24 protein-coding genes are annotated in these 23,252 nt (G+C 65.5%); 5 read left to right on the forward strand and 19 right to left on the reverse strand.

All coding sequences use genetic code 11. The features are described 5' to 3' along the window. Positions 1 to 84: 84 nt before the first annotated feature. From LIW51_RS10495 to LIW51_RS10555, 13 genes are all read right to left on the reverse strand, one after another. A complete protein-coding gene (locus LIW51_RS10495) occupies positions 85 to 1,548 on the reverse strand; it encodes a flippase (RefSeq protein WP_227374085.1) in 1,464 nt (487 codons plus the stop codon). Between the two features lie 4 nt (positions 1,549 to 1,552). Beyond that, the gene (locus LIW51_RS10500; RefSeq protein WP_227374086.1) at positions 1,553 to 3,358 is read right to left on the reverse strand and encodes a hypothetical protein; all 1,806 of its coding nucleotides are present in this window, start codon (positions 3,356 to 3,358) and stop codon (positions 1,553 to 1,555) included. A gap of 25 nt (positions 3,359 to 3,383) precedes the next feature. Beyond that, complete coding sequence (locus LIW51_RS10505) at positions 3,384 to 4,436, reverse strand: DUF354 domain-containing protein (RefSeq protein ID WP_227374087.1); 1,053 nt, start codon at positions 4,434 to 4,436, stop codon at positions 3,384 to 3,386. Next, positions 4,436 to 5,359, reverse strand: a complete 924-nt coding sequence (locus tag LIW51_RS10510; protein WP_368411787.1) for a glycosyltransferase — start codon at positions 5,357 to 5,359, stop codon at positions 4,436 to 4,438. The genes LIW51_RS10505 and LIW51_RS10510 overlap by 1 nt, the downstream gene beginning before the upstream one ends. Before the next feature lie 149 nt (positions 5,360 to 5,508). Beyond that, positions 5,509 to 6,582 carry a DUF354 domain-containing protein gene (locus tag LIW51_RS10515; protein WP_227374089.1) on the reverse strand — a complete coding sequence of 358 codons (1,074 nt, stop codon included), beginning with the start codon at positions 6,580 to 6,582 and terminating at the stop codon, positions 5,509 to 5,511. Next, the gene (locus tag LIW51_RS10520; protein WP_227374090.1) at positions 6,579 to 7,652 is read right to left on the reverse strand and encodes a lipid II:glycine glycyltransferase FemX; all 1,074 of its coding nucleotides are present in this window, start codon (positions 7,650 to 7,652) and stop codon (positions 6,579 to 6,581) included. The genes LIW51_RS10515 and LIW51_RS10520 overlap by 4 nt, the downstream gene beginning before the upstream one ends. A gap of 92 nt (positions 7,653 to 7,744) precedes the next feature. After that, positions 7,745 to 8,638: a polysaccharide deacetylase family protein gene (locus LIW51_RS10525; RefSeq protein WP_227374091.1), complete on the reverse strand. Its 894-nt coding sequence runs from the start codon at positions 8,636 to 8,638 to the stop codon at positions 7,745 to 7,747. Further along, a complete protein-coding gene (wecB, locus tag LIW51_RS10530) occupies positions 8,628 to 9,683 on the reverse strand; it encodes a non-hydrolyzing UDP-N-acetylglucosamine 2-epimerase (protein ID WP_227374092.1) in 1,056 nt (351 codons plus the stop codon). Before wecB ends, LIW51_RS10525 begins: the two co-directional genes overlap by 11 nt. Next, positions 9,680 to 10,648 carry a glycosyltransferase family 2 protein gene (locus LIW51_RS10535; RefSeq protein WP_227374093.1) on the reverse strand — a complete coding sequence of 323 codons (969 nt, stop codon included), beginning with the start codon at positions 10,646 to 10,648 and terminating at the stop codon, positions 9,680 to 9,682. The genes wecB and LIW51_RS10535 overlap by 4 nt, the downstream gene beginning before the upstream one ends. After that, the gene (locus tag LIW51_RS10540; RefSeq protein WP_227374094.1) at positions 10,649 to 12,004 is read right to left on the reverse strand and encodes a nucleotide sugar dehydrogenase; all 1,356 of its coding nucleotides are present in this window, start codon (positions 12,002 to 12,004) and stop codon (positions 10,649 to 10,651) included. Then, positions 12,001 to 12,978, reverse strand: coding sequence for a Gfo/Idh/MocA family protein (locus LIW51_RS10545; protein ID WP_227374095.1), 978 nt, complete (start codon positions 12,976 to 12,978; stop codon positions 12,001 to 12,003). Before LIW51_RS10545 ends, LIW51_RS10540 begins: the two co-directional genes overlap by 4 nt. Then, positions 12,971 to 14,059 (reverse strand): DegT/DnrJ/EryC1/StrS family aminotransferase, encoded by a 1,089-nt coding sequence (locus tag LIW51_RS10550; RefSeq protein ID WP_227374096.1) that lies wholly within the window; start codon positions 14,057 to 14,059, stop codon positions 12,971 to 12,973. Before LIW51_RS10550 ends, LIW51_RS10545 begins: the two co-directional genes overlap by 8 nt. Next, complete coding sequence (locus LIW51_RS10555; RefSeq protein WP_227374097.1) at positions 14,056 to 14,634, reverse strand: acyltransferase; 579 nt, start codon at positions 14,632 to 14,634, stop codon at positions 14,056 to 14,058. The genes LIW51_RS10550 and LIW51_RS10555 overlap by 4 nt, the downstream gene beginning before the upstream one ends. Before the next feature lie 416 nt (positions 14,635 to 15,050). On the opposite strand from LIW51_RS10555, the gene LIW51_RS10560 reads away from it, so the two are divergent. Then, complete coding sequence (locus LIW51_RS10560; RefSeq protein WP_227374098.1) at positions 15,051 to 15,602, forward strand: DUF7344 domain-containing protein; 552 nt, start codon at positions 15,051 to 15,053, stop codon at positions 15,600 to 15,602. On the opposite strand, the gene LIW51_RS10565 is transcribed toward LIW51_RS10560, so the two are convergent. The 3 genes from LIW51_RS10565 to LIW51_RS10575 all read right to left on the reverse strand — a co-directional run bounded on the left by LIW51_RS10565 (position 15,603) and on the right by LIW51_RS10575 (position 17,650). Then, positions 15,603 to 15,812 (reverse strand): hypothetical protein, encoded by a 210-nt coding sequence (locus LIW51_RS10565; RefSeq protein WP_227374099.1) that lies wholly within the window; start codon positions 15,810 to 15,812, stop codon positions 15,603 to 15,605. Continuing rightward, positions 15,809 to 17,326, reverse strand: coding sequence for a hypothetical protein (locus LIW51_RS10570; RefSeq protein ID WP_227374100.1), 1,518 nt, complete (start codon positions 17,324 to 17,326; stop codon positions 15,809 to 15,811). Before LIW51_RS10570 ends, LIW51_RS10565 begins: the two co-directional genes overlap by 4 nt. Positions 17,327 to 17,473: 147 nt before the next feature. After that, positions 17,474 to 17,650, reverse strand: a complete 177-nt coding sequence (locus LIW51_RS10575; RefSeq protein ID WP_227374101.1) for a hypothetical protein — start codon at positions 17,648 to 17,650, stop codon at positions 17,474 to 17,476. 306 nt (positions 17,651 to 17,956) lie between these two features. Here LIW51_RS10575 and LIW51_RS10580 point away from each other — a divergent pair, with 306 nt between their 5' ends. Continuing rightward, positions 17,957 to 19,570 carry an alkaline phosphatase family protein gene (locus LIW51_RS10580; protein WP_227376786.1) on the forward strand — a complete coding sequence of 538 codons (1,614 nt, stop codon included), beginning with the start codon at positions 17,957 to 17,959 and terminating at the stop codon, positions 19,568 to 19,570. Beyond that, positions 19,567 to 20,583, forward strand: coding sequence for a lipid II:glycine glycyltransferase FemX (locus tag LIW51_RS10585; protein WP_227374102.1), 1,017 nt, complete (start codon positions 19,567 to 19,569; stop codon positions 20,581 to 20,583). The genes LIW51_RS10580 and LIW51_RS10585 overlap by 4 nt, the downstream gene beginning before the upstream one ends. Here LIW51_RS10585 and LIW51_RS10590 read toward each other — a convergent pair. From LIW51_RS10590 to LIW51_RS10600, 3 genes are read right to left on the reverse strand one after another with little or no spacing between them, the layout of a single operon-like run. Further along, positions 20,517 to 20,867, reverse strand: a complete 351-nt coding sequence (locus tag LIW51_RS10590) for a hypothetical protein (RefSeq protein WP_227374103.1) — start codon at positions 20,865 to 20,867, stop codon at positions 20,517 to 20,519. The genes LIW51_RS10585 and LIW51_RS10590 overlap by 67 nt on opposite strands. A 60-nt stretch (positions 20,868 to 20,927) precedes the next feature. Then, entirely contained in the window at positions 20,928 to 21,497 is a 570-nt protein-coding gene (locus LIW51_RS10595) for a metal-dependent hydrolase (protein ID WP_227374104.1), read from the reverse strand. Then, a complete protein-coding gene (locus LIW51_RS10600; protein WP_227374105.1) occupies positions 21,497 to 22,516 on the reverse strand; it encodes a DUF1616 domain-containing protein in 1,020 nt (339 codons plus the stop codon). Before LIW51_RS10600 ends, LIW51_RS10595 begins: the two co-directional genes overlap by 1 nt. Positions 22,517 to 22,799: 283 nt before the next feature. On the opposite strand from LIW51_RS10600, the gene LIW51_RS10605 reads away from it, so the two are divergent. After that, complete coding sequence (locus LIW51_RS10605; protein ID WP_227374106.1) at positions 22,800 to 22,985, forward strand: DUF7556 family protein; 186 nt, start codon at positions 22,800 to 22,802, stop codon at positions 22,983 to 22,985. Positions 22,986 to 23,028: 43 nt separating this feature from the next. Further along, the gene (locus tag LIW51_RS10610; protein ID WP_227374107.1) at positions 23,029 to 23,229 is read left to right on the forward strand and encodes a XapX domain-containing protein; all 201 of its coding nucleotides are present in this window, start codon (positions 23,029 to 23,031) and stop codon (positions 23,227 to 23,229) included. The last annotated feature ends 23 nt before the right edge of the window (positions 23,230 to 23,252 follow it).

A 23,252-nucleotide genomic window follows, 5' to 3' on the forward strand; every position in this document is an offset into this window, starting at 1 on the left:
TCTAATTCCACCGACGGGGACCCAATCGACTTTTCCGGACTGTGCTGGCTCGTTTCGAGCGTGGCGAGTCAACACTCGTCGCCCTCAGGCCAGAATCCGTATCACCCGCCGCACGTCGAGCAGCCCGCTCGCGGTCGCCAGTCCGACCCAGACCGCCACGCCGAGCAGCACCACAGCGACCAGCGAGAGCAGGCCGGAGACGAATGAGAGCGCGACGAACACGACGCTCGACATGACCAGCGTGATGGCGCAGACGAACGCGACGTGGCGGAGCAGGAGCGGGATTGACAGCGACAGCTCATGGTGGACGACGGCGAGGTTGACCAGCGAGTAGACCGAGTGCGTGGCGACCGTGGCCCACGCAGCGCCGACCGCCCCGAAGGTCGGGATGAGCAGGAGGTTGAGCAGGAAATTCGCCACCGAGGTCACGCCCTTGGCCCACGCTCGCTCGCGCGCGCGCCCGAGATAATCCAGCGCGTCACTCGTGATGAACATCACCGCCTGCAGGACGACGTAGCCCGCGAACACCTGCACGACGGGAATCGCCCCGGCGTACTTCGCGCCGAACACCTGCGTCACAGCGGGGTCGGCCACCAACACCAGTCCGGCCCCGGCAGGGACGTAGAGGAGGAGCGTGTGGCGGAACGTCGTCTCGTAGAGGCGGGCCGCCGACTCCCGTTCGTCGCCTGCCTTCCGCTCCCCGTAGGTCGGAGAGATGGTGAATCCGAGCGAGGCCGCCGGAGCCTGCACGAACGTCGAGATGTTCTTGGCGAGGAAGTAGTAGCTCACCGCGACCGGCCCGACGAGCGCGCCGACGAGGATGGTGTCTATCTTCTTGTCGAGGACGTTCGCGCCCTTGGTCGCCGTGAGCGGAACGCTGTACCGGAGCACGCGCCGGGAGAGGCCGGCCTCGCGGTCGCTCGACTCGTGGGTCGAGTAGAACTTCCGGTAGAGCACGCCCAGTCCGACCAGCGTCGCCAGCGCGTAGCTCGCGACGTAGCCGACGAGCGCGCCGACCGCACCGCCGACGACGAGCGCGCCGACCGCGACGAAGACGAGCAGGCTCGCGCTCCCCGTCGCCCGCGTCACCGCGCTCCACGTCACGCGATTGAACCCCTGGAAGACGACCACGGCGAACGTCGAGAGCGAGTGGACAGCGATGTAGGCCCCGCCGAACGCGAGCAGCGGCGCGAGTTCAGGCTGGTTGACGAGGCGCGCTATCGTCCCGGCGAAGAGCGCGAACGCTCCGGCGACGACGACGATGGCGACGACCCGTGAGCCGAGCGCGACCCGCAGGACGTGTGGAACCTGACCCGAGTCGCGCTCTCGATACTCGGTGACGTACCGGGCCGCCGACTTCGCCGTGCCGAGGTCGGCGAACAGCCCGGCGACGCCGAGCACCGCGAGGGCGCTTCCGAGATGACCGTACTCCGTCGGCGTGAGCAGGTAGCGCGTGAGCAGGACGACGAGCAGCCCGCTCGAAGCGACGTGGAGCACTCGCGCGCCCATCGTCGCCTTGAGCCCGCGTGCGAAGGTTTTCGAGTCCATCGTTCTATGCGGTCGAGTTCACGTAGTATAGTCGGAAGTCACCGCCCGATTGCACCCGCGCGACGCCGGGCTTACTTTCGAGCGTTCGGAACCCTCGTTTCGGGAATCGAAGTCCATTATAGACTTCAGTTTCGCGCTGTACCGCGGCGTCGGTTACCGGCAGGTAGCGCGGGCCGTCGAAGACCGAGGTGAGCCGACCCGCGGTGAAGTTCTCGCCCGTCGCGTTGTACCCCCCGCCGTATATCGGCGCCCCTCGGAAATCACTTCGTTTACTGTCTTCGTAGCCCAGAATCGCGTCGGTGTAGCGCTCTCCCGGCGAGCGAAGCCCGGTGAACAGGGCGTCACCGCGCTGGTCGAACGCCGTCCCGTACCCCACCATCTGGCTTTCGGAGACGTGCCCGGAGGGCTGGTACATGTACGGCGAGTGAAACAGGGTCGGAACCGAGAGCACGAGCAGGAGAGCGAAGATACCCGCCGCGAACCCCGGCACGGGGTCGGCGTTCGGAAGTCTGCGCCCGATGGCGTCGAATCCTCGCGCGAGCGCGACTCCGCCGAGCATCGTCACCGGAACCATCATGAATCCCAGCACGCGGAAGTGGAACTGGCCGAAACTTGCGAAGAGGAAGAGGCCGAAGAGACCGAACAGCGGTATCATCCCGACGGCGACGTACTTCGTGAAGGCGCTGGTGTCGGTACCCCGTACGCGGTCGAACAGCCCGCCGAGCATGAATATTCCGGCGATGATGCTGAAGAACAGGCTCACGAGGAAGAGCTTCGCGAACAGCAGTCGGATGCTCCCGCCGAGTTGCGAGAGGCTCGCGGCCGCGTGGGTCGCGGAGGCCGCGGCGGCGGGGTCGTCGAGTAGGCTCGTGACCAGCGCGGTCACCGTACCGCCCGACCGCTCGTGGAAGGGCGTCCACAGCAGGAAGGTCGCCATGAGGAACATCGTCTGCGCGTACATCGCTCGATGGCGGGCGATGGCGTGTCCGTCGCGGAAGAGTCGGTAGACGAACTGGACGACGACGATACCGCCGAACAGCAGGATGACGTTGGCTGCCTGCTGCGGATGGACGAGCACCATCGCCAAGGACGCGAGCGCGAGCAGCGCCCCTGCCGCGGTACCGAACAGCGGTAACCGCCGCTCGTCGCTCGCCATAACGTACTTCGCCACGAGGTAGATGACCAGCGGGAGGAACATGATCGCCTGTGAGGTCGGATGCGGCATGACGAAGACGCTGATGGCGTTGATGGGGAGCAGCAGGAAGGCCGAAATCGCCGCGAACGTCACGGCCCGGTCGTCGTCCACCACGACCCGCACCGCGAGCGGGACGAACAGCAGGTAGACGAGGACGAACGCGGCGACCATCAGCAACAACGACCGCCGGAGCGACAGCCCCGTCGCCTCGCTGATGACGATGGCGACGGTGTGCGTACCGGGGTAGAGTAGGTCGTAGGCGGCCATATCCCCCGCGACGATGTCTTTCGTCCAACCGAGGTGCGTCAGCGAGTCGCCCGGACCGTAGAAGTGATAGCCTCGGAGAATCGGAAGCGACGCGATGGAAAGCGTCGTCGCCCCGCCGAGGACGAGGCCGAGCGAGCGGTACCAGTCGGGTGCCGACACCGCGACGACGATTCCGGCGAGTAGCGCGACGGCGGCACCGGCCCAAAAGAGCGTCGGTGTCGCCCAGTATATCGACAATTCGTACCCGCCTGCCGGCGATTCGTGCGCCGCGAGGACGGCCACGGCGAGCGAGCAGAATCCGACGACGAGCGCGCTCTTCTCCAACCGGTGTGCGTACGTCTGTGCCATTTGCTCGTCTCCGGCGTCGTTCGATTCACCCTTTGTTATGGACCTCCTGATTCCGTCCGGTACGAATCAGTAGCTCGGTCGCGTAGCCCGCAACGTCTATCTTGTCGTCGAGGAGTCTCCGCCTCCGGCGTTGGTACGTCTCCCGATCGGCGGAGTGGACGAGCGACTTCGCCTTGCGGACGGCCTCGCGGTCGTCCGCCGTCGAGTGGAGCAGCCCGTACTCCGCGAGTTCGAGGAAGTTGGTCATGTCGTCCGCCCCGGCGAACGACTGTGCGCGCACCGCGGGCGTCCCGAGGACGGCGGCCTCCGTCGCCATCGTCGCCGAATCGCCGACGTAGAGGTCGGCGCACGCGAGCAGGTCGTGGACGAGGTGGGGCGGCACCGGAAGCTGATACCCCTGGAACTCGTCGGGGAGCGGCGACTCGCTCGTGACGTACACTTCGCCGTGGTCGTCTAAGAACGAGACCAGTTCGCGTTTCGCTTCGCGGGAGAAACCGTTCTCCCCGACGTCGTGCAGGGCGGACCACTGCCGGAAGCGAACGAGGAAGAATCGTTCGTCGGGTCGCACGCCGTGCTCGCGGAGTCCGGCGGGGTCGGGCATGAATCGGTCGGGATGGAGGTAGGCGAGCTCGTGGTAGCCGTCGTAGCGGACGTGGTTCGCGCCGTAATCGTCCCGGAATCGCCGGGGCGTGCAGACGACGTGCGCCAGTGGCGTCGTGATTCGGTGCGACTGTGCGCCCTCGTTGTCGATCCAGACCACGCTCCGTGCGCCGACCAGCGGGGCGACGTGCGAGACCGCGACGCCTCCGATTGCGGTCATCACGTCCGGGCGGATGCGGAGGGCTTCGCGGAGCAGGCGCGCCTCGTAGGTGGCCTGCACCCGCGCCAGTCCGGGGAGGGAATCCGCCTTCCCCGCGAGGATGGTGTGGTCGATACCGTATCGGTCGAGCAGGTCGAGCGCGATATCCTTGTCGCGGGCGAAGACGTGAACGTCGTGTCCTCGCGCCTCCAAGTCGGCGATGACGTGCCGGTAGAAGTGGACGTGCGCCGGATGCTGAATGGTGACGATGACGTGCATCACAGGACGGTTTCGTATACTGCGCGGATTCGTTCTCCCATGCGTTCGAGGCTCACGTCGCGGGTCTTCTCGCGCCCGTTCGACCGTCTGGGGTCGGAGAGCACGTCCACCAACCCCGCTACGAGTTCGTCGTCCGAATCGCAGACGTGCGAGGGCGACACCCCCGACAGGCGGTCTCGCACGTCTCCCACATCGGTCGTCACGACCGGCAGGTTGCAGGCCATCGCCTCCTTGACGGAGTTCGGCGACCCCTCGCTCTTCGACGGCAGCAAAAGAGCGTCCGCGGCGTTGTAGTAGGTCGCCATCTCCGCGTGGGGAACCCCGTAGACGCTCTGGAGTTCGACCCGTCCCGACACTCGGTTCGCGGCGGCGTTGACCACGCGCTCGGCCCGCGGGAAGTTCTTCACCTCCCGGGACGGCGGGTACGGAAAGAGGACGTATTTCGCACCACGGCTCCAGCCGACCGCGTCGCGCGCGTCTCGTTTCGGTCGCGGTTCGAACCGCGAGTGGTTGACGCCGTGCGGGATGACGTAGCACGGCCCGTCGAGTTCGGACGCCATCTCCTCGGACATCACGATGACGGCGTCGCAGTGGCGGGCACACTGCTTGCTCAGCCAGCCGTACTCGCCGAGGAGGTCGGAACCCCACAGCGAGAGGACGACCGGCAACCGAGGTTGGGTCAGCGCCATCGGCGCGGTGAGTCCGTAATTCGCGTGAATCAGGTCGTACTCGCCGAGAGCGTTCCGGAAGACGGTCGGGAAAAAGCGCAGGTAGTCGGTTGGCGACCGCCGGGCGGCTTCCTGGACTCGGTGTCTCCCCGGCGGCGACAGTGTCTCTCCCATGACGCCCTGTTCGCGGAGCACCCGCAGTTGCTCCTGAAAGAAGCGGGCGTCGGTGTTCGTCACGAGGTTCAACACCCGTATCGCGTCCGTTGGGCTGGCGCTCGGTTGGATGGTTCCTCTCGACACGGTAGCCGAAGACTCTCCCGAGATAGCCTTTGTTATCCGCCGCTTTATCGGGTCGCGGCAGACGGCAGGGGAATCGTACCGCCGTACCGCGGAACGATTCGCCGTCATCGTCTTGACACCGCGGCGACCGTCTCCATCGGTTCGCCCGCGGGCGTGGCGTTCGTGGCGATGTTCACGATTATCTCGGTGAGGTTGACCTTGTCCGCGAGGTAGACGTTGCGGCGTTTCCGGAGATCGTCTTTCGCCGAGTCGTCGTCGAGGACGGCGAGCGACCGCGCGAGCACGTCCTCGAACGAGCGCAGGTTGTGAATGAGACCCTCGCGTTCGAGTTCGAGGAAGTTTCCCATGTCGGACTCGCCGACGAAGGAGTTCGAACGGATGGCCGGCGTGCCGAGCAGCGCCGCCTCCGTCACCATCGTCTGCGTGTCCGCGACCAGCAGGGACGCCTCCGCCAGCGCGTCGTGGAGCAGGGCGGGGTGGAGGTCGAACTCCCGTGCCGCGCCCGGCGCGGGATTTCCCCCCTCGTCCGAGACGAACACGGTTACCTCCTCCGCGAGCGCCGAGACGAGTCGTCGCCGTTTCTCCGGCGAGAAGCCAGAGTGTCCCACGTCGTGGTGCGACCCGAAGGCGTTGAACCGGACGATGGCGAACGTCTCTTTCGGGCCGACGCCCAGTCGTTCTCGGATGGTCGGGTCGGGTTCGTACACGTCGGGGTGGAGGTAGGCGAGTTCCTTGAATCCGCGAAACTCGAAGTGGTTCGCCCCGAGGTCTTTGCCGAACGTGTGCGGCGTGAGGAACGTGTCGACGAACGGGCGGGCCGCGAGATGGTCGATGGTCGTCGGCTCCGAATCGGCAACGACGACCACCGGGGTGCGCGAGATGGCCCCGGCGTGGGCCGCGTAGGAGCCGACACCGAAGACGAGATCCGGGTCGTACCGCCGGGTGCGCCGGAAGATTTCGACGTAATGTTCCGGCAACTCGCGGAACAGCGAAAACTTCGTCGTATCGCACGTCCCGTAGATCTCGTGCGGCAGGTCGTAGTACGAGAGCAGGGCGCGGGTACAGCCGTAGTCGCGCCCGAGGACGAGCACGTCGTGACCCCGTTCGTGGAGTCGCTCCACCGCGTGTCGGTAGAGGTGGACGTGCGCCGGCGTGTTGGTGAAAAACAGGTACTTCATCCCCGGACGAACTGGTAAGCTCGTTTCGCGGCGTCCATGGTCTTTCCGCTCGATTCGACGAGGTAGTAGGGGACGAGGTCGGCACCGAACTTGGCTTTGTACCGACAGAGTCGCTCCGTGTTCGCTCCCATCAGGTCGTAGGTCGTCACGGATTCGACGGGCGACCCCTCCACGATATCCTCGATGATGCGCCAGTGGACGAGGCTGTTCACGCTCGTCCCCTCGTAGACGGCGCGAGCGCCGCCCTGCCAGAAGTACGCCGCGTCGTTCGAGTAGAGGGCGGTGATGCCGCTCAGGTAGTTTCCGGACGAGTCGCGGGCGACGTAGGTCTGGGCGCGCTCGTCGAGCCCCTCCCAGAGGTCGCGGACGTACTCCCACGAGAGACCGAGCGTCTCGCCCTGTTCGTCGTACCGGGCGACCATGTCCTCGTACACCTCCCGAGCGCCGTCGATTCCCTCGCGGGTGACGGTTACGTCGAGTTCCTTCGCGTCCCGAATCTCGCGGCGGAGGCTCTTGCTGAACGATTTCATGACCGCATCCGGCTCGGTCGATTCGAGGTCGAGGTGGTAGGTGAAGTACGGTTCGACGTTCAGGTCGCCCCAGACGTAGGGTCGGGGGTCGCCGTACTCCGTCCCGCAGAGCATTCGAAACAGGGTCAGCCCGGACTCCATCTGCTCGCCGACTCGCCGGGCGACCGGCGAGTCGAAGCCGACCTGCGCGAACCGTTCCGCGTAGTCGGTTCGAATCTGGTCGAGCACCTCCTGGGTGAACTCGCGGTTGACTTTCTCTTGCTTTCGCCGTTTCGGACTCGTCGGCATCAATATCGGTCCGAGCCGCGGTACAGCCATCCCCGGCGGCGGCGAAAGGGCGGCGGTTCCCAGCGGCCCGTTCCGGACAACGACCGGGAGCAGCGCGATAGCTTGCTGTCCCTTGAAGCCCCCGAACAGGCGGAGTTCACCGGCCGCGTGGCGCTCGATGGCGGCCAGCGCCTCTGGCTGGTGGAACACCTCGAACCCGTCCAAGGGAAGTGCGTCGTCCCATTCTGTGAGGTCTAGACGTTCGACTCTCATTCGTTGTCTCGCCAGTCGATAGCGTCGGTTTTCACTTTGTTATCCCCCGCCTGCCGGGGAGAAGGAACGTCCGATGTCGGTTCAGGCGAGGGCTACGTCCGGCGCAGACCCGCCGTGCCGGCGGTTCTCCGATTCTGGGACGCGATGCAGTCGGAGAGGTCGCCCGGCGGCCCGACCCACGCGCCCATCTCCAGCGCCGCCTCGACGAGGCGGCGATAGAGACGGCGGTGGCCGGTGAACTCCTCGGCGAACATCCGCGGGTGCCAGAGGACGGTCATGACCGCGTCGTTCGCCGCCGCCTCCGCCAGCAGGTTCTCGCACACCTCCCACGCCCGATCGAACTCGGTGCCGGGGTCGGGAACCGCGATGTCCATCATCGTGAGCGGGAAGACGAGGAAATCGTCGTCGAACGGTCGTTGCACTTCGTAACCGTGCTGGAATCCGCAGTCGGTGCTCGACCCAAGCGACGCGTCGTACTCGAGACCGATATCGGCGTGGTGTTCCCACGTCGACTCGGCGCGGTTCAGGTGGTGTTGGCGACCGCCGCGAATCCGGTGGCCCAGCGCGGCCTCCAGCGCCGCCTTCTGTTCGCGGAGCGCGTCGGGGTCGTCGTAGGAGTCGTACGAGCCGTGGAGACCGACCTCCCAACCGCCGTCGTCCAAGTCGTGGAGCACGTCGAGGATGTCGGTGTCGAAGAGGTCGTACCGCCCGACGTGTTCGACCCAGTAGCGCGACGCGAGCCACTTCTCCGGCGGTTTCTGGAAGATGGACTCCTCCTGCAGGAAGTAGAACGCAGAGCGCACGCCCAGCGACTCTTCGAGTTCCATGATCTCCTCGAACTGCCACCACGGGTTGACGCCCGGCAGAAGCGACGAGAGGTGTTTCGGATTTCGATCCGCCAGCGCGTAGTACAGGGCTTGTAATCCCTTGTACGGTCGGTCGACGTCGTGCGTGAGACAGAGTTCGAACTCGTAATCATGTAACATCGGAGAGCACCTCCATGATACGCTTCGCCGCGTTCCCGTCGCCGTACGGCATCGGCTTCTCGTCGGGTTTCGTCGCACCCGTAACCGTCTCCCGGATCGCCGCACCGTCGGCACCGACCAGCGCGTTCCACCCGCTCTCGACCGTCTCGACCCACTCCGTCTCCTCGCGGAGCGTGACGCAGGGCGTGTCGAGGAAGAAGGACTCCTTCTGGACGCCACCCGAATCCGTCGCCACGACGGTCGCCGCGTCGAGCAGGGCGACGAACTGGCGGTAGCCGACCGGGTCGGTCAGCGTCAGGTCGCGCTTCGCCGCCTCGTACAGGCCGAACTCCTTGAGCCGCGCGACCGTCCGGGGGTGCGCCGGGAGGACGACCTGACGCGGGTCGTCCGCCAGCGCATCCACGATTGCTTCGAGGCGCGTCGGGTCGTCGGTGTTCGTGTCCCGGTGGACGGTGGCGAGGACGAATTCCTCGTCCGCCACGCCGAAATCCGAGAGGACGCTCCAGTCGGCGCGCTCTCTCGCCCACAGCAGCGCGTCGTAGCCCACGTCGCCCGTGAAGTGGACGCCCTCCGAGATTCCTTCGTCGGCGAGATTTTCCATCGCATCCGGCGAAGGGGCGAGCAGGAGGTCGGCGGCGTGGTCGGTGAGCACGCGGTTCGTCTCCTCCGGGATGTCGCTTCCGCTGCGCATTCCGGCCTCGACGTGGGCGAGGGGCGGTTCCATCTTCGACGCCGCGATGGCCGCCGCGAGCGTCGAGTTGGTGTCGCCGTAGACGAGCACCGCGTCCGGGTTCTCGTCCTCGATTCTCGCTTCGAGGCCGGAGAGCATCGCGGCGGTCTGTCTCCCGTGCGAGTCCGACCCGACGCCGAGGTTGGCGTCCGGGCGCGGGATGTCGAGTTCGTCGAAGAACACCGCCGAGAGTTCGTCGTCGTAGTGTTGGCCGGTGTGGACGAGCAACTCTTCGTGGTCGCGCCGGAGTTCCCGCGAGACGGCGGCGGCTTTTACGAACTGCGGGCGCGCGCCGACCACGGTGAGCACCTTCATTCGTCGCGTACCTCCAAGTCCTCGTTCTCCGCCCGGTCGAACACCATCGCCAGCGCGAGACACGCACCGCCGAGGAGCGCCGCGGTCAGCCCGTCACTCCCCTCGCGTCGCCTGCGAAGCAGGGAGAGCGCTCCCGCGCCGACCCCGACCGTCCCGATGCCGTAGAGGAACGCGAGGGGGTGGAAATCCCGGACGAGGTACTTCGCCTTCAACCGCCAGAGGAACCCCCACAGGAGCAGCGCCGAGAGCTTCGGGACGAATGTCGAGTACCTGATGGTGCTCCGTTCGTTGCCGTACACCGCGGGCATCGTCACGTCGGCGACGCGCATCTCGTGGACGTTCAGCCTGACCAGCAGGGCGTTGGCGAAGCCGTAATCGTCGTACACGTCCTCGATGTCGAGCGCCGACAGCGCCCGTCCCGAGATGGCGGTGTAACCGTTCTGCGGGTCGACCATGCTCCAGTAGCCGCTGGCGACTTTCGTGAGGAAGGTCAAGAGCCAGTTTCCGAAGCTCCGCCACGGCGACATCCCTTCCCGGAAGCCGGGCGTCGAGAGCCGATTGCCTTTCGCGTAGTCGGCCCGTCCGTCGACGACAGGTTGGATGATGCGCGACAGCATCTCGGGATCCATCTGGCCGTCGCCGGCCATCACCGCGGTCACGTCGATGCCGTCCTCGCGGGCGCGACAGTAACCGGTCTTGATGGCCGCGCCGACGCCCCGGTTCTCCGAGTGGCGAATCGGAACAACTCGTCGGTCGAACGCGCCGGTCGAGACCGCCCCGCCGTCCGCGACCGGGGCGATTCGCTCGGCGTGCGCGCGAATCTCGTCCCACGTCCCGTCGGTCGAGCAGTCGTCAACGGCGTACACGCGGTCGACGAAGTTCGGAACGGTGTCGATGACGTGTCCGACGAATCCCTCCTCGTTGTACGCCGGAACGACCACGGCGACGGTGTTTCCCTCGTACATTCAGTCACCTCCTATGGTGTAGACGCGGTGGGGAGACCACGAGATGTCGAGGGCGTCCCGTCCGTCCACGACCACCATTGGGTCGAAGGCGGCCCAGTCGATGCCCGCGAACTCCTCGTGGTCGGTCACGAGCACAGCGGCGTCGAAGTCGTAGTCGGCTAGCGATTCGAGTGGGATTTTTTCTGCGTCGAACCCCTCCGCGTCGTCCAGCACGGGATCGACCGCGAACACCGACGCGCCGCGCTTGGACAGGTCGGCGCAGACGGGTTGCGCCGGGGTCGCCCGCGTCTCCTCGACGCCGGGGCGGTAGGTCAGCCCGAGCACGAGGACGCGCGAATCGGCCACCGACTTCCCCTCGTCGGCCAGCAGTTCGGCGACCTTTCTCACCGTGAAGTGGGGCATCGAATCGTTCACCTCGCGGGCGGTGCGAAGCAACGGGAAGTCGGCGTCGAACTGCTCGATGAGGAAGTACGGGTAGTACGGGATGCAGTGCCCGCCGACGCCCGGCCCCGGTCGGTGGATGTCGCAGAAGGGCTGCGTGTTCGCCGTCTCGATGGCCCCGTTCACGTCGACGCCCGCGTCGTCGGCGATGGTGGCGAGTTCGTTCGCCAGCGCGATGTTCACGTCGCGGTAGACACCCTCGAACACCTTCACCGCCTCCGCGGTGGTCGCGTTCGGCACCGGGATAACCTCGTTGTCGGTGAGTTCGCCGTAGACGATTTCCGCGACGCGGGTGCTCTCGTCGTCCACGCCGCCAACGACCTTCGGGTAGGCGCCGCGGATATCCTGCAAGGCTCGACCGCTGGAGGTTCGCTCCGGACACACCGCCACCCCGAATTCGCCCCGCGAAAGGCCGCTCTCTGCTTCCAACAGCGGGAGCAGTTCGTCGCGGGTCGTCCCCGGCGGCACCGTGCACTCGACCACCACGAGGTCGCCCGGGTCGAGTCCGTCCGCAATGTCTCCCGCGACCGACCGGAGGATTGCGAGGTCGGGGTCGCGCTCGTCGGTGATGGGCGTCGGGACGATGACGACGTGAACCGACGCCGCGCGCGCCGCCTCGGTCGGCGAATCGACCGCGCGAAGCGCACCCGACTCGACCGTCTCGCCGACCAGTTCGGCGAGTCCGGGTTCGCGCTTGACGTGGCAGTCGCCCCGGTTGACGATCGCCACCACGTCAGGGTCGACGTCGGCACCGACGACGTTGCCGCACGTCTCCGCGTACACCGCGGCGAGCGGGAGGCCCATCTTACCCAGTCCGTAGACGGCGACGGGAATCTCGCCGGTTCGGAACGCCTCGCGCTGTTCGTCGGCGGTCGCGTCGCTCGCGTAGAGCGTCTGTAGTTCTCGCAGGCTCACCCGAGACGCACCTCCGTCTCGCGCATGTCGGACGCCAAGTCGTCTATCTTCCGAGCGATTTCCAGCACGCGGAGACCGTCTTCTCCGGTGACCACGGGCGTCGAACCCGAGGTCGCACTCTGCACGAACGACCGGAGTTCGTTCTTCAGCGGTTCACCGTTCTCGACGGTCGGGCGCTCGACGATGCTCTCGTGGCGGTAGCGCAGGTCGCCGTTGTCCTCGATGTACTCCGGCATGGAGTGGCGGTGTATCTCGACGGACTGGTTGGTGTAATCGACGTTCACCCGGCAATTTTCCGCCGTGATGGAGAGTTTTCGCACCTTCTCTTGGGTCACCCGACTCGCGGTAAGACCGGCGACGATGCCGCCGCCGAACTTGATGCTCGCGCTGGCGTAGCGGTTATCCCGCGTCCCGACCGCGGCGACGGAGTCGATATCGTCGCCCACGATGGAGAGGAGAACGTCGAGGTCGTGGATCATCAGATCCATCACCGCGCTCACGTCCACCGCCCGACCCGCCGGAGGCGGGCCGAGTCGCTGGGCGTCGATGGCGATGATGTCCAAGTCGGAGACGATCTCCGAGAGCGTCCGAATCGCCGGGTTGAATCGCTCGATGTGACCGACCTGCACCGTCACGCCCGCCTCCTCGGCGCGCGCCAGCAAGTCCCGCCCCTCCTCCACGTCGGCCACGAAGGGTTTCTCGACGAGGACGTGAACGCCGCCCTCGATGCACTTTCGAGCCGTTTCGTAGTGGTAGGGCGTCGGAACGGCGATGGAGATAACATCCGCCTCGTCGATCGCGGTTTCCATGTCGACCGCTCGCGTTCCATGGTCGCGGGCCGCTTCCGCCGCCTGCGACTCGTCCACGTCGTGGATGCCGACGAGTTTCACGTTCGGCAGTTCGCTGTAGACGCGAGCGTGGTGACGGCCCATGCTTCCGACGCCGACGACCGCCGCGTTTACTGGTTCATTCATAGCTCGTGATAGCTGAAACGATGGTTCGCACGTCGTCTCCCGACAGGCCGGGATGCACCGGGAGGGAGAGCACTTCCCGCGAAGCGCGCTCCGCGACCGGAGCGTCGTGGTCGACGTGCTGGTAGGCTGGCTGTTCGTGGATGGGCGTCGGATAGTAGACGCCGGTTCCGACCCCCTCCTCTTCGAGGTGGCTTCGAAGCCCCTCGCGATCGTCCGTGCGGACGGTGTACTGGTGGTATACGTGCCGACGGTCGTCCGGTTCGAACGGCGTTCGAACGCTCGTGTTCCGGAGTCGGTCGGTGAGGCAGCCCGCGTTGGCGCGCCGCGCCTCGTTGTACTTCGGCAGGCGCGATAGCTGGACGCGACCGATGGCCGCCGCCACGCTCGTCATCCGGAAGTTGTGGCCGAGGCGGACGTGGTCGTACGAACTGCACCCTCCCTCGCCCATCGGTCGGCCGTGGTTGACGAAACTCGCCGCGCGCTCTGCCACGTCACGGCGGTCGGTCGTCACCACCCCCCCTTCCCCGGTGGTCATGTTCTTCGTCGGGTAGAACGAGAAGCACGCGGCGTCGCCGAACGACCCCGCCTTGCGCCCGTCGTACTCGGCGCCGTGCGCCTGCGCGGCGTCCTCGACCAGCGCGAGGTCGTGGGTCTCCGCGATATCTCGGAGGTGACCCATCTCCGCCGGAAGGCCGTAGAGGTGCACCGCGAGGATGGCGTCCGCGTCGTGTTCTCGAACCGCCTCCTCCGCGGCATAGGGGTCGAGGTTGAACATCTCCGGGTCGATGTCGGCGAAGACCGGTTCCGCCTCGGCGAGTCGAATCGCGTTCGCGCTGGCGACGAAGGAGAACGGCGAAGTGACGACGCGGTCCCCGGAGCCGATACCGAGCGCCGCGAAGGCGGCGTGGAGTGCGGTCGTCCCATTGCTCGCGGCGACGCCGAAATCCGTACCGCAGAAGGCCGCGAACTCGTCTTCGAATGCTCGGACTTCCGGGCCGTCCGCGAGCTGACCGTCCTCGATGCACGCGACGGTCGCCTTGATCTCCTCGTCGCCCAACTCCGGGTCGGCAATGGGAATCAAATCTCGTTCCCTCCTCGCAGTCGCTCCGGTAGCGGGCGGTGCTCGGCGGGTGCGCCGACGGCGAGTGTGCCGGGTGGAACGTCGTCCGTCACGACGGCACCGGCGGCGACGAACGCTCCTTCGCCGACCGTGATGCCGGGCAGGAGGGTGGCGTTCGCGCCGACCGACACGTCGTCTTCGATCGTCGGCCCTTCGAGTTCCTCGTCCCGTCGAATCGGATAGGGGTCGTTGGTGAAGGTGGCGGCGGGGCCGACGAACACGCGGTCGCCGATGGTGGTGTTCGTCGGCACGTAGACGTTCGTCTGCATGCTCACGCGCGAACCGATAGACGTCTGCCCGTCGACAACCGTGTTCGTCCCGACGACCACGTCGTCGCCGATGATCGTCTCTTCTCTGACGAGCGCACCGTGACCAGTCGTGAAGCCGTTTCCGATGGTCACGTCGTCGTAGATAACCGTCCCCGAGCGGATGGTCGCGTCGTCACCGATGACCGGGGGCGTCGAGTCGTCGGCGTACGCGTAGCCGATCGTCGCGTCCAGGTGGACGCTCCCATCTCGACTCTTCGGTTCGGTCACCGACGATCACCCCTTCGGGGACACGGGTCGCAGGGCGTGTCAGTAGTTGGTAGTGAGTTCATAGGTTGGGTCGTGAACAGCCCGATTCCGCCGCACTCGCGGCGGACAGGCGTTATCCCCTTCATGCCTACCAGTCCTCTTTGTTATACGCTCCTTGGCGGGCGGTAGTTCGTGGCTAGTCCCTCCACCGTCACTTGAATCGGTGTAACGACCGTTACGCGGACGAAATATCGACGTACGCTCCAATCCGGGTCGTGTATGGCGACGCTACCGAGAAACAGTACCGGGGTAACAAAGTGGAGAAGGGGCGATAGCCGGTGTATGCGGTGGTGGCATCCGTGACTACAGGGTGGTCACGTACTCGAATGGGGGTGTATTGGTTTCGATGAGTGGTCGTCAAGCTCCGTCTCTATACGATGGCTAGTTCCGGTCTCTCGCAGGATCAGGTGTTCGAGGTGCTGAAGAGTCCTCGACGGCGATACGCGCTCTACTTCCTTCGGCGGGAGGGGGGAACCGTCGAACTGTCCGACCTGACCGACCAAGTGGCGGCGTGGGAGAACGACACCACGCCGAGCGGGTTGACGAGCGAGCAGCGAAAGCGCGTCTATATCTCGCTCTATCAGACGCATCTTCCGAAACTCGACGACGCCGGAATCGTCGAGTACGAGCGCGAGGCGGGCAACGTGCACCTCTCCCGACGCGCCCGCGAACTCGACTCCTACCTCGGCGACGTCTCGCAACCGGAGATTCCGTGGGACCGCTACTACCTTGCGCTCTCATTCGGGAGCATCGCGCTCGTCGGCGGCGTCTGGTTCGAGATCTATCCGCTCTCGCTCCTCTCTGGTCTGGCGGTCGCGGTGATAATTCTGGTCGCGTACGCGCTATCGGCCATCGGCCAGTATCTCTACTATCGGCGGCGAACCGTGAAGGGAATGCCGCCGGAGCTACGGCGCGCCGAAGGACAGTGACTACTGCCGGTGTTCGACATTACAGACCGCGTCGGCGTCGGCGAGGATGAACGCGTCGTCGCGGAGCATCTCCTCGTCCTTCGGGAGGAACATGAGGTGGCCGGCTCCGTTCTTCCGCGCTCGTATCACCTCCCACTCGTCGAGTTCGTAGCCGAGGTCGCCTTCGAGGTCGGGGTCGGATGCCACGCGTTCCCACCGAAGCCGGTTCATTTTCCACCTTCTTTGGCGACCCAGACGAGCGCCTTTCCGTCGACTTCGAGGCGGTTCAGATCGCCGGAGAAGCGGTACCCGTCCTTGCCGTCGATGACTTGCCCCTTCACTCGTGTGCCGGAGACCGTGTCTAACGAGTTCACCGAACCGAGGTTGCCGTCCTTCTTCACCGCGCCGCTCACGTCGAAGGAGTAGGTGCTGGTGTCGTCGGCGTCGGCGCTGCCGTCGACGACGATGGTCTTCGGTAGGCCGAGTTTCCCTGGTGTGACTCGCTCGCCGTTGAGGAAGACGGTCGCCTTCCCGTCGAGGCCGAACTTCGTGAGCGTTCCGGAGAAGCGATAGCTGTCGGTGCCTCCGGCGACCGCTCCCGTGACCGTACTGTCTTCGACCGAGTCCTCGTCGTCCTTCGACGCCCCGCGGTCGGTCGATTTTTCGACCTCGCCGGAGACGGCGAACTCGTAGGTCGATTCGGTCGAAGCGTCGGAACTGGAGATGCTCAGGACGTTCGGGAATCCTCGCGTCTTCGCTTTCTTCCGCTGGATGCGCTGCGTGCGATTGCCCGACTCGGTGTCGGAGCGCCCGTTCGAACCGCTTCCCGAACCGGTACGCGAACTTCCACCCGCACCGCCGCCGGAGCCACTGCCCGAACTTCCCGCGCCGCTAGCGGCCTGCTCCGCGGACGTCGGAACGCCCTTCGGGGGCGTCAGGTCGGCCGCATCGCCGGTTCGAGTGTTCGTCTGCGTGACCGACCCGCCCTTAACCGAGGTGATGTCGCCGAGGATGTCGCAGTTGCGGAGGTGCGTCTCGCCGTACCACGACCAGACCGCGCGAGTGTTGGTCGAACCGGGGGCCGAACAACCGGTGCGACACGGTTTGTTCCCCCGCGAATCGACGACCGTGTCGATGACTCGGCAGGGTCGTTCCTTCGCGTTGAGGCGGACGTTCGAGATGGTGTTCGCCTTGAAGTACGATGACTCGACGTGGAGGTTGCCGCCGTATCCCTGCGCGCCCGGCCCGGAACCGTACAGCCCGTTGTCGATCATCCCCGCGACGTGGACGTTACGGAAGGTGATGGTGCCGCGGTGGGGTAGGTTCGCGTTGAGCCAGATACCGCCGCTGTCGGAGCCGGCGACCTGTCCGTCGCCCATGTAGAGGTTCTCCACGAGTCCGGTTCCGTCCGGGTCGGAGACGCCGGGGTTCAGGAGGTAGTGCCCGCCTGGGTGGATGCCCTTGAAGCCGACGTTTCGAATCGTCCAGCCGGAGCCGCTGGTGCGAACGAGCGCCGACGCGCCGTCCGCGGTCATGTCGATGAGAACGTTCTCGAACGTCTCGCCGTCGCCGATGTCGATGGTCTGCGTCTCGCCTGCGGAAACGGTAATCGTCCGGTACTCCGCGGCGTTCGCCGCCCCCGCCGCCGCGAACGACGCCGCGGTCGCTCCCGCGAATCGAAGGTACGAACGCCGGTTCAGGAGACCAATCTCTGGTGAATCGCGTGCCGTCTCGTCGCGTGCCATGGATTCAATGCCACATTACCGATTTAAGTAGATTTCGATTCTGGCTCAATGTGATTCCCAGAATTTAAATGAGACTGCTGTCAGGTAGCCATCAGAAGAAAGGGGCGCTTTCGTCCGGCAACGATGCCTTACCGCCTCGGTTGCCCGCTACCCCGCTCGGTTCCGCAGTTTCGGAACCCGCCGTAAAAGCCGTCTCCGCCCCCGAACGTCTTCGTCGGGACGAACGCCGCACCGTTCCCATCGAAGGGTATCGCCGCGCCGACCGATTTTCGCCGAACCGCCGATCGTCGTTCCGGTCGCTCGCGCGCCGTCGTCGCGTGCCACTATGGTTTCAATGCTATCACAGTTATTTAAGTAAATTGTGGTTCGGCTCGCCGCTTGCTTCCGAATACGAGCGCGGCGGCCCAGCCGAACGCGAGCGCCGAAGCGGGGCAAGCGACGCTTATGTCGTGTCAATCGCTTCGTACTCCCCCTCACACGCCATGCGAACCGCGGTTCGACGAGAAACTCACCGTTGCAGAACGTTCGACCGAAAACTCGGTCCGACGGCGATATCCGGGGGTACGACCGAGCTACGACGCCGGAAACGAGCGCATAACAAAGGCTTCGGATGGACTTTTCCGTTACAGCATGGATTGTCAGATAAAGACACTTCTCGTCGGCATCGACGCCGGGTGTCGATCCGTCCTCGATCCGTTGTTCGAGGACGGGGCGCTCCCGCATCTGCGGTCGATCTTCGCCGAGGGGTCGTCCGAGCCGCTGGAATCGCAGATTCCGCCGTGGACGCCCAGCGCGTGGCCTTCGATGTACACCGGGGTGAACCCCGGCAAACACGGCGTCTTCGGGTTCCTCGACTTCGACGGCTACGACTGGGACGTGGTGAACGCGAGTCGAGTTCACGAACACACCTTCTGGGAGCTGCTCGACCGACACGGCTATTCGAGCGTCGTCGTCAACGCACCAGTGACCCATCCGCCCCGGGCGTTCGACGGTGCGATTCTGCCGGGGTACACGGCCCCCGAGAATCCGACCTGCCACCCTGAGGGACTGCTAGAAGACGTGCGGAACGAAATCGGCGGCTATCGCGTGTACCCGCCGCGAAACCTCCCCACCGACGTGTCCATCGCGTGGTATCACCGTCTCGTCAGAATGCGCGGCGAAGCGTTTCGCTACCTCGCAGACCGCTTCGACCCCGATTTCGGGTTCGTCCAGTTCCAGAGCACCGACACGGTCTTCCACGAGCATCCCGGCGAGGACGGAGTGGCGCGAACCGTCTACGAAGCGGTGGACGAACAGGTCGGCGAGATTCTCGACGTCTGCGACCCCGACACGGTCATGATCGCCAGCGATCACGGTATCGGCGAATACACGGGTTACGAGTTCCGCGTCAACGACTTCCTGCATGACGAGGGGTACGTCGAGACGGTTCGCGGCGGCGAGGGAATGCCCTCATGGTCGACCATCGCGAGCAACCAGTTGGAGCGCGGGGAAGAGAGTTCCCCCCGCGAACGAAACTGGGCGGAGCGCGGGTTGGCGACCGCCGCACGGATCGGAATCACCAGCCAGCGAATCGGAGCCGTCCTCGAACGCGTCGGGATGGAGAAGTTCGTCGCAAAGCACGTTCCGGAGAACTTCATCCGCGCCGCCACGGAGCAGGTCGATTTCCCGAACTCGGTCGCCTACATGCGCGACCGAATCGAGTGCGGTGTCCGAATCAACCTCGAAGGGCGCGAACCCAAGGGCGTCGTCCCGCCCGAGCAGTATGAGGAGGTGCGCTCGGAGTTGGTCGAGAAGCTCCGGGGCGTTCGCACGCCGGACGGCCACCCCGTCTTCGAGACGGTGGCTCCGCGCGAAGCGTTCTTCGACGGACCGTACAGCGAGAACGCGGTAGACGTGGTGTGCGTTCCCGCCGACTTCGACCAGTTCCTCTCCGCGCAACTGCGGGGCCGGCGGTTCGGCACGCCCCGAGAGCCGTGGAACCACAAACTCGACGGAATCTTCGCGGCGGCGGGCGCGGGAATCGACGCCGACGCGACCTGCGCGGGCGCCCACCTATTCGACGTGGCTCCGACGATTCTGGCGACGTTCGGCGTCCCCGCGAGCGACCGGATGGACGGGCGCGTCCTCCCGGTCGTCGAGTCGGCGGGCGAGCAGAGCTACCCCGCGTTCGACGCGGGTGAGACGGTCGAAACAGACGACGAGCGCGTGGAAGCGCGACTCGCGGATCTCGGATATCTCGAATGAGCATCACGATAGAGAACGACGGCATCAGAGTGGAACGGGCGGACGACCTCGAACGCTGGAACGACTATGTGGAGCGATCGCCGCAGGGCGACGTGTTCCACCGACTGGAAGCCCTCGAAGTGCAGGCCGACCACACCGGAGCGACGTTCCATCCCCTCGTCGGCTTCAAGGGACAGGAACCGGTCGGGCTGTTTCCGGCCTTCACCATCTCGAAGGGGGGCGTCACGACCACCTTCTCGCCGCCGCCGAACCTCTGGCTTCCCCACCTCGGCCCGGTGCTGTTGAACATGGAGAAGCTGAAGCGGCGGAAGGCCGAGCGCAGACATCGTCGGTTCGTCGACGGCTGTCTCGATTGGTTAGACCGCGAGTTCGGGCCGAAGTACGTCCACGTCAGGACGGGCGGGCGGTACGAGGATATCCGACCGTTCGAGTGGAACGACTTCGAGGTGTTGCCGCGCCACACCTACGAGGTCGACCTGACGCCCGGCGAGGAGAGCGTGCTGTCGAGTTTCAGCAGCGACGCCCGGAGCAACACTCGCACCGACGAGAGTTGCTACGACATCCACGTCGGCGGGGCGCAAGCGATTCGGCGAATAATCCGACAGGTCGAAGCCCGCCACGACGAGCAGGGCGAACCCTACCGCCTCTCGCCCGATTTCGCCGTCGACCTCTACCGGAGCCTGCCGGACGGGGCGGTTCGACCCTACGTCTGCGACGTGGACGGCGAGTTCGCGGGCGGGATGATAGCGCTGGCGGACGATTCGCGGATATACCGGTGGCAGGGCGGCGCGAAACACGCCCGTGACGTGCCCATCAACGACCTCGTAGATTGGGCCATCATGCGCGACGCGATGGACGAAGGCATCCCCCGCTACGACCTCGTGGGCGCGAACGAGCGCCGACTCTGCGGCTACAAGGCGAAGTTCGACCCGGAACTCGTGCGCTACTACAGCTTGGAGCGCGGAACTCGGATGATGAACCTGCTGACGGACGTGTACAAGCGATTCAGGTAGCAGTCGGGTATCGGTCGGGCATCGAGGGTCATACTCCGAATCCTGACAAGACTTTTATCCGCGGGCGATGCGCGAGACGTATGGAGAAACCGTTGCTCACCGGCGGTATCGTGGTCATGGCCGTCGGAATTGGTCTCATGTTCGGCGGCCCGCTCGGCGTCCTCGTGGTCGGCATGGTGCTTGTCGGATTCGGACTGGTGAAAACGGGCGCGGACGTCGATACGCGGAAGTTCAACCGACCGAATTGCGGCGCGCGAAACGACCGCACCAGAGCCTTCTGCCACTACTGCGACGCCTCGCTCCCCGAGAAGTGTTTCTCATTCGAAATCGACTCGTATCCTCGATCAGCGGCGCGTGACGGCGAGTTTTCGCGGAACTCCCGGCATCCCGTCGAACAGCCAGAGGACGAAGACGGTGAGCAACAGCCCGAGTTCGAGCGCGAGGTAACCCGTCACCGCGGGGTCGTCGAGGTAGGTGAGGTACTCCCCGAAATACTTCTGGAACTGGGCCAGGAAGCCCATGCTCGACCGGTCGCTCGGGACGCGAGCGAGCGGCCACAGCAGGAATCCGAGGAACGGGTCTTTGCCGACCGCGATCGGATAGATCACGTCGCCCGCGAGGTGCGAGAGGTAGCCGATCGCGAACGCGACGCCGACGTCGCTCCGGCCCGCGCGGTGTGCGAGCACCAGCGCGAGCGCCGAGAGCGGAAGCGCGGAGAGGAGCGAGTGCGCCAGCGAGTGACCGCTCGGTAGCACCGCGAGCGACCACGCGAGCGGTTTGTCCACGAGGTCGGGGAGCTGGGTGGCGATTCCGAGGACGACGACGGCGTCGCTCCGCGGCGATCGACCGGTTCCGAGGTGGCTGTACACCGAGTAGAGGAGATAGCCGAACGCGAGGTGTTCCCACGGCCACATTATGTTGCCACGTCTATCCAGATTTGGGCGTGTTCGTCGGCGTTGCTCGTCGTCGGGTTGTCAGGCGGGTCGCCTTGGTATAGCAAAAACACCAATCGCAAGTTCTCCCCGGCCATCGTCGGGCTGATGACGTAGCGCGTTCGCCACGATTCGCCGGCCGCCACGCGATGACCGAATCGGTCTAACTCCACTCGGTCGACGATTCGGGCGCTCCCGCCTGGCCGCTGGTCGACGCGCTGGAGTTGGACGACGACCGTGTACTCGACCGACTCCCCTTCGTGGTTTCCGACGGCGACGTGCACGGGTTTCTGCTCGCCCACCTCGAACGATTCCGGATACCCTTCCGTGACGTACTTTCCGTCCTCCTGCGTGAGGAGGGATAGCTGCGAGAACTGCTCGCCGTCCTGCGGCGCGGCGAAGGCGTACCCGACGGCGGACAGCGCGACGACCACCGACAGCGCGAGCACGACGTTCAACACCACGTCGGCACCCGATTCGGCGTCGAAGAGCGCGCCGCGAAGTCGGGAAGCGCTATCCCGAACCGAAACGCCGAATCGGTCGTCCGCCGGAACGTCGACGCGACGAACCGCCGCGAAAACCGAGAGGGCGAGCGTGAGACCGAAGACGGCGACGAGGACGGAAAGCGGTTCGAACCCAACGCGGGCGAGCGAGAGTCCGAGCGCGAGCACCGGGACGAGCGCGAGACTGCTGCCGAACGAGAGCGCGACGCGCTCGCCCGGTGTGATTCCCTCGCGTCGTACCTGCGCCGGACTCGTCCATCCCGAGCGATGGGACGGCCCCGCCCCCGGAAACAGGAGGGAGACGAGGGCGTATCCCGGCGCGAAGAGAACGAACGGAATTCCCAGTGCGACGGCGACCGGCGTCCCTCGCACGCCCGATTGTGCGAGCGTGAACGCGACCGCCGCGACCGCAGCGACGACTCCCACGAGGTCGGCGGGAAGTTCGAACATCGGTCGGGCGATGCGATTCAACAGCGATTCGGTCGTTTCGTGGCTCATGCGTGCCTCGAACGGTCGGTTTTCGTGCGGTGTTGTCTCGTCATCTGTTCTCCGAACGACATCGAAATCAGTCCGTGAACGACGTAATCCGGAACGGTACTTTGTTATCCAGCGCGTACCCCGACGACCGACGACGGAGCGACGATTATCGGCCGTTGAACCGCTGAACGCGAGGAAGAGCGACGGTAAGCTACGGCTACCGGGGTGGATGGCGCTACATAACAAAGGGGGTTTGCGTCCCAGACTCGGACGAGTCCCTCGACGAGGACCGAGTCGAATCACGGTGATTACCCTGAACTGGACACGCGCAATCGACGACCCGGAGGCACAGCTCACCGACGACGTCATGTTCGCCGTCGACGAGGACGACGACGGCGACGAACTGGCCGTCATCGCGGACGTGACGCGAGACGATGCGTGGATTTCGATGCCGCTTTCGGAGTCGCGAACGCTGTCGCAACACCGCTGACTTCGAACGACTTTTCACGGTTCTGTACGCAGTGAGCGTACCGATGAATCTCGCTCTAACAGCCTTCGCACTGCTGACCGGACTGCTCACCGGCGCGTTCTTCAAGTTTCTCGGCGTGCCGATTCCCGCCCCGCCGGAACTCCCCGGCGTGATGGGTATCGTCGGCATCTACCTCGGCTACAAGGTCGTCGACGCGATGGGGTGGAGCGTCGATCTGCTCTCGATGCTCGGACTCGCCGGATAGCGCGGAAACCGGCCGGAAAATAG

The sequence above is a fragment of the Haladaptatus halobius genome (assembly GCF_020618475.1).
In the GTDB taxonomy this organism is placed as follows: Archaea; Halobacteriota; Halobacteria; order Halobacteriales; family Haladaptataceae; genus Haladaptatus; species Haladaptatus halobius.

Coding starts and splice junctions, on each gene's coding strand:
- LIW51_RS10560 (WP_227374098.1), top strand. CDS start 15,051: ATGGCTAGTTCCGGTCTCTCGCAGGATCAGGTGTTCGAGGTGCTGAAG.
- wecB (WP_227374092.1), bottom strand. CDS start 9,683: ATGAAGGTGCTCACCGTGGTCGGCGCGCGCCCGCAGTTCGTAAAAGCC.
- LIW51_RS10610 (WP_227374107.1), top strand. CDS start 23,029: ATGAATCTCGCTCTAACAGCCTTCGCACTGCTGACCGGACTGCTCACC.
- LIW51_RS10585 (WP_227374102.1), top strand. CDS start 19,567: ATGAGCATCACGATAGAGAACGACGGCATCAGAGTGGAACGGGCGGAC.
- LIW51_RS10525 (WP_227374091.1), bottom strand. CDS start 8,638: ATGTTACATGATTACGAGTTCGAACTCTGTCTCACGCACGACGTCGAC.
- LIW51_RS10600 (WP_227374105.1), bottom strand. CDS start 22,516: ATGAGCCACGAAACGACCGAATCGCTGTTGAATCGCATCGCCCGACCG.
- LIW51_RS10595 (WP_227374104.1), bottom strand. CDS start 21,497: ATGTGGCCGTGGGAACACCTCGCGTTCGGCTATCTCCTCTACTCGGTG.
- LIW51_RS10580 (WP_227376786.1), top strand. CDS start 17,957: ATGGATTGTCAGATAAAGACACTTCTCGTCGGCATCGACGCCGGGTGT.
- LIW51_RS10500 (WP_227374086.1), bottom strand. CDS start 3,358: ATGGCACAGACGTACGCACACCGGTTGGAGAAGAGCGCGCTCGTCGTC.
- LIW51_RS10535 (WP_227374093.1), bottom strand. CDS start 10,648: ATGTACGAGGGAAACACCGTCGCCGTGGTCGTTCCGGCGTACAACGAG.
- LIW51_RS10520 (WP_227374090.1), bottom strand. CDS start 7,652: ATGAGAGTCGAACGTCTAGACCTCACAGAATGGGACGACGCACTTCCC.
- LIW51_RS10515 (WP_227374089.1), bottom strand. CDS start 6,582: ATGAAGTACCTGTTTTTCACCAACACGCCGGCGCACGTCCACCTCTAC.
- LIW51_RS10545 (WP_227374095.1), bottom strand. CDS start 12,978: ATGAATGAACCAGTAAACGCGGCGGTCGTCGGCGTCGGAAGCATGGGC.
- LIW51_RS10505 (WP_227374087.1), bottom strand. CDS start 4,436: ATGCACGTCATCGTCACCATTCAGCATCCGGCGCACGTCCACTTCTAC.
- LIW51_RS10495 (WP_227374085.1), bottom strand. CDS start 1,548: ATGGACTCGAAAACCTTCGCACGCGGGCTCAAGGCGACGATGGGCGCG.
- LIW51_RS10570 (WP_227374100.1), bottom strand. CDS start 17,326: ATGGCACGCGACGAGACGGCACGCGATTCACCAGAGATTGGTCTCCTG.
- LIW51_RS10565 (WP_227374099.1), bottom strand. CDS start 15,812: ATGAACCGGCTTCGGTGGGAACGCGTGGCATCCGACCCCGACCTCGAA.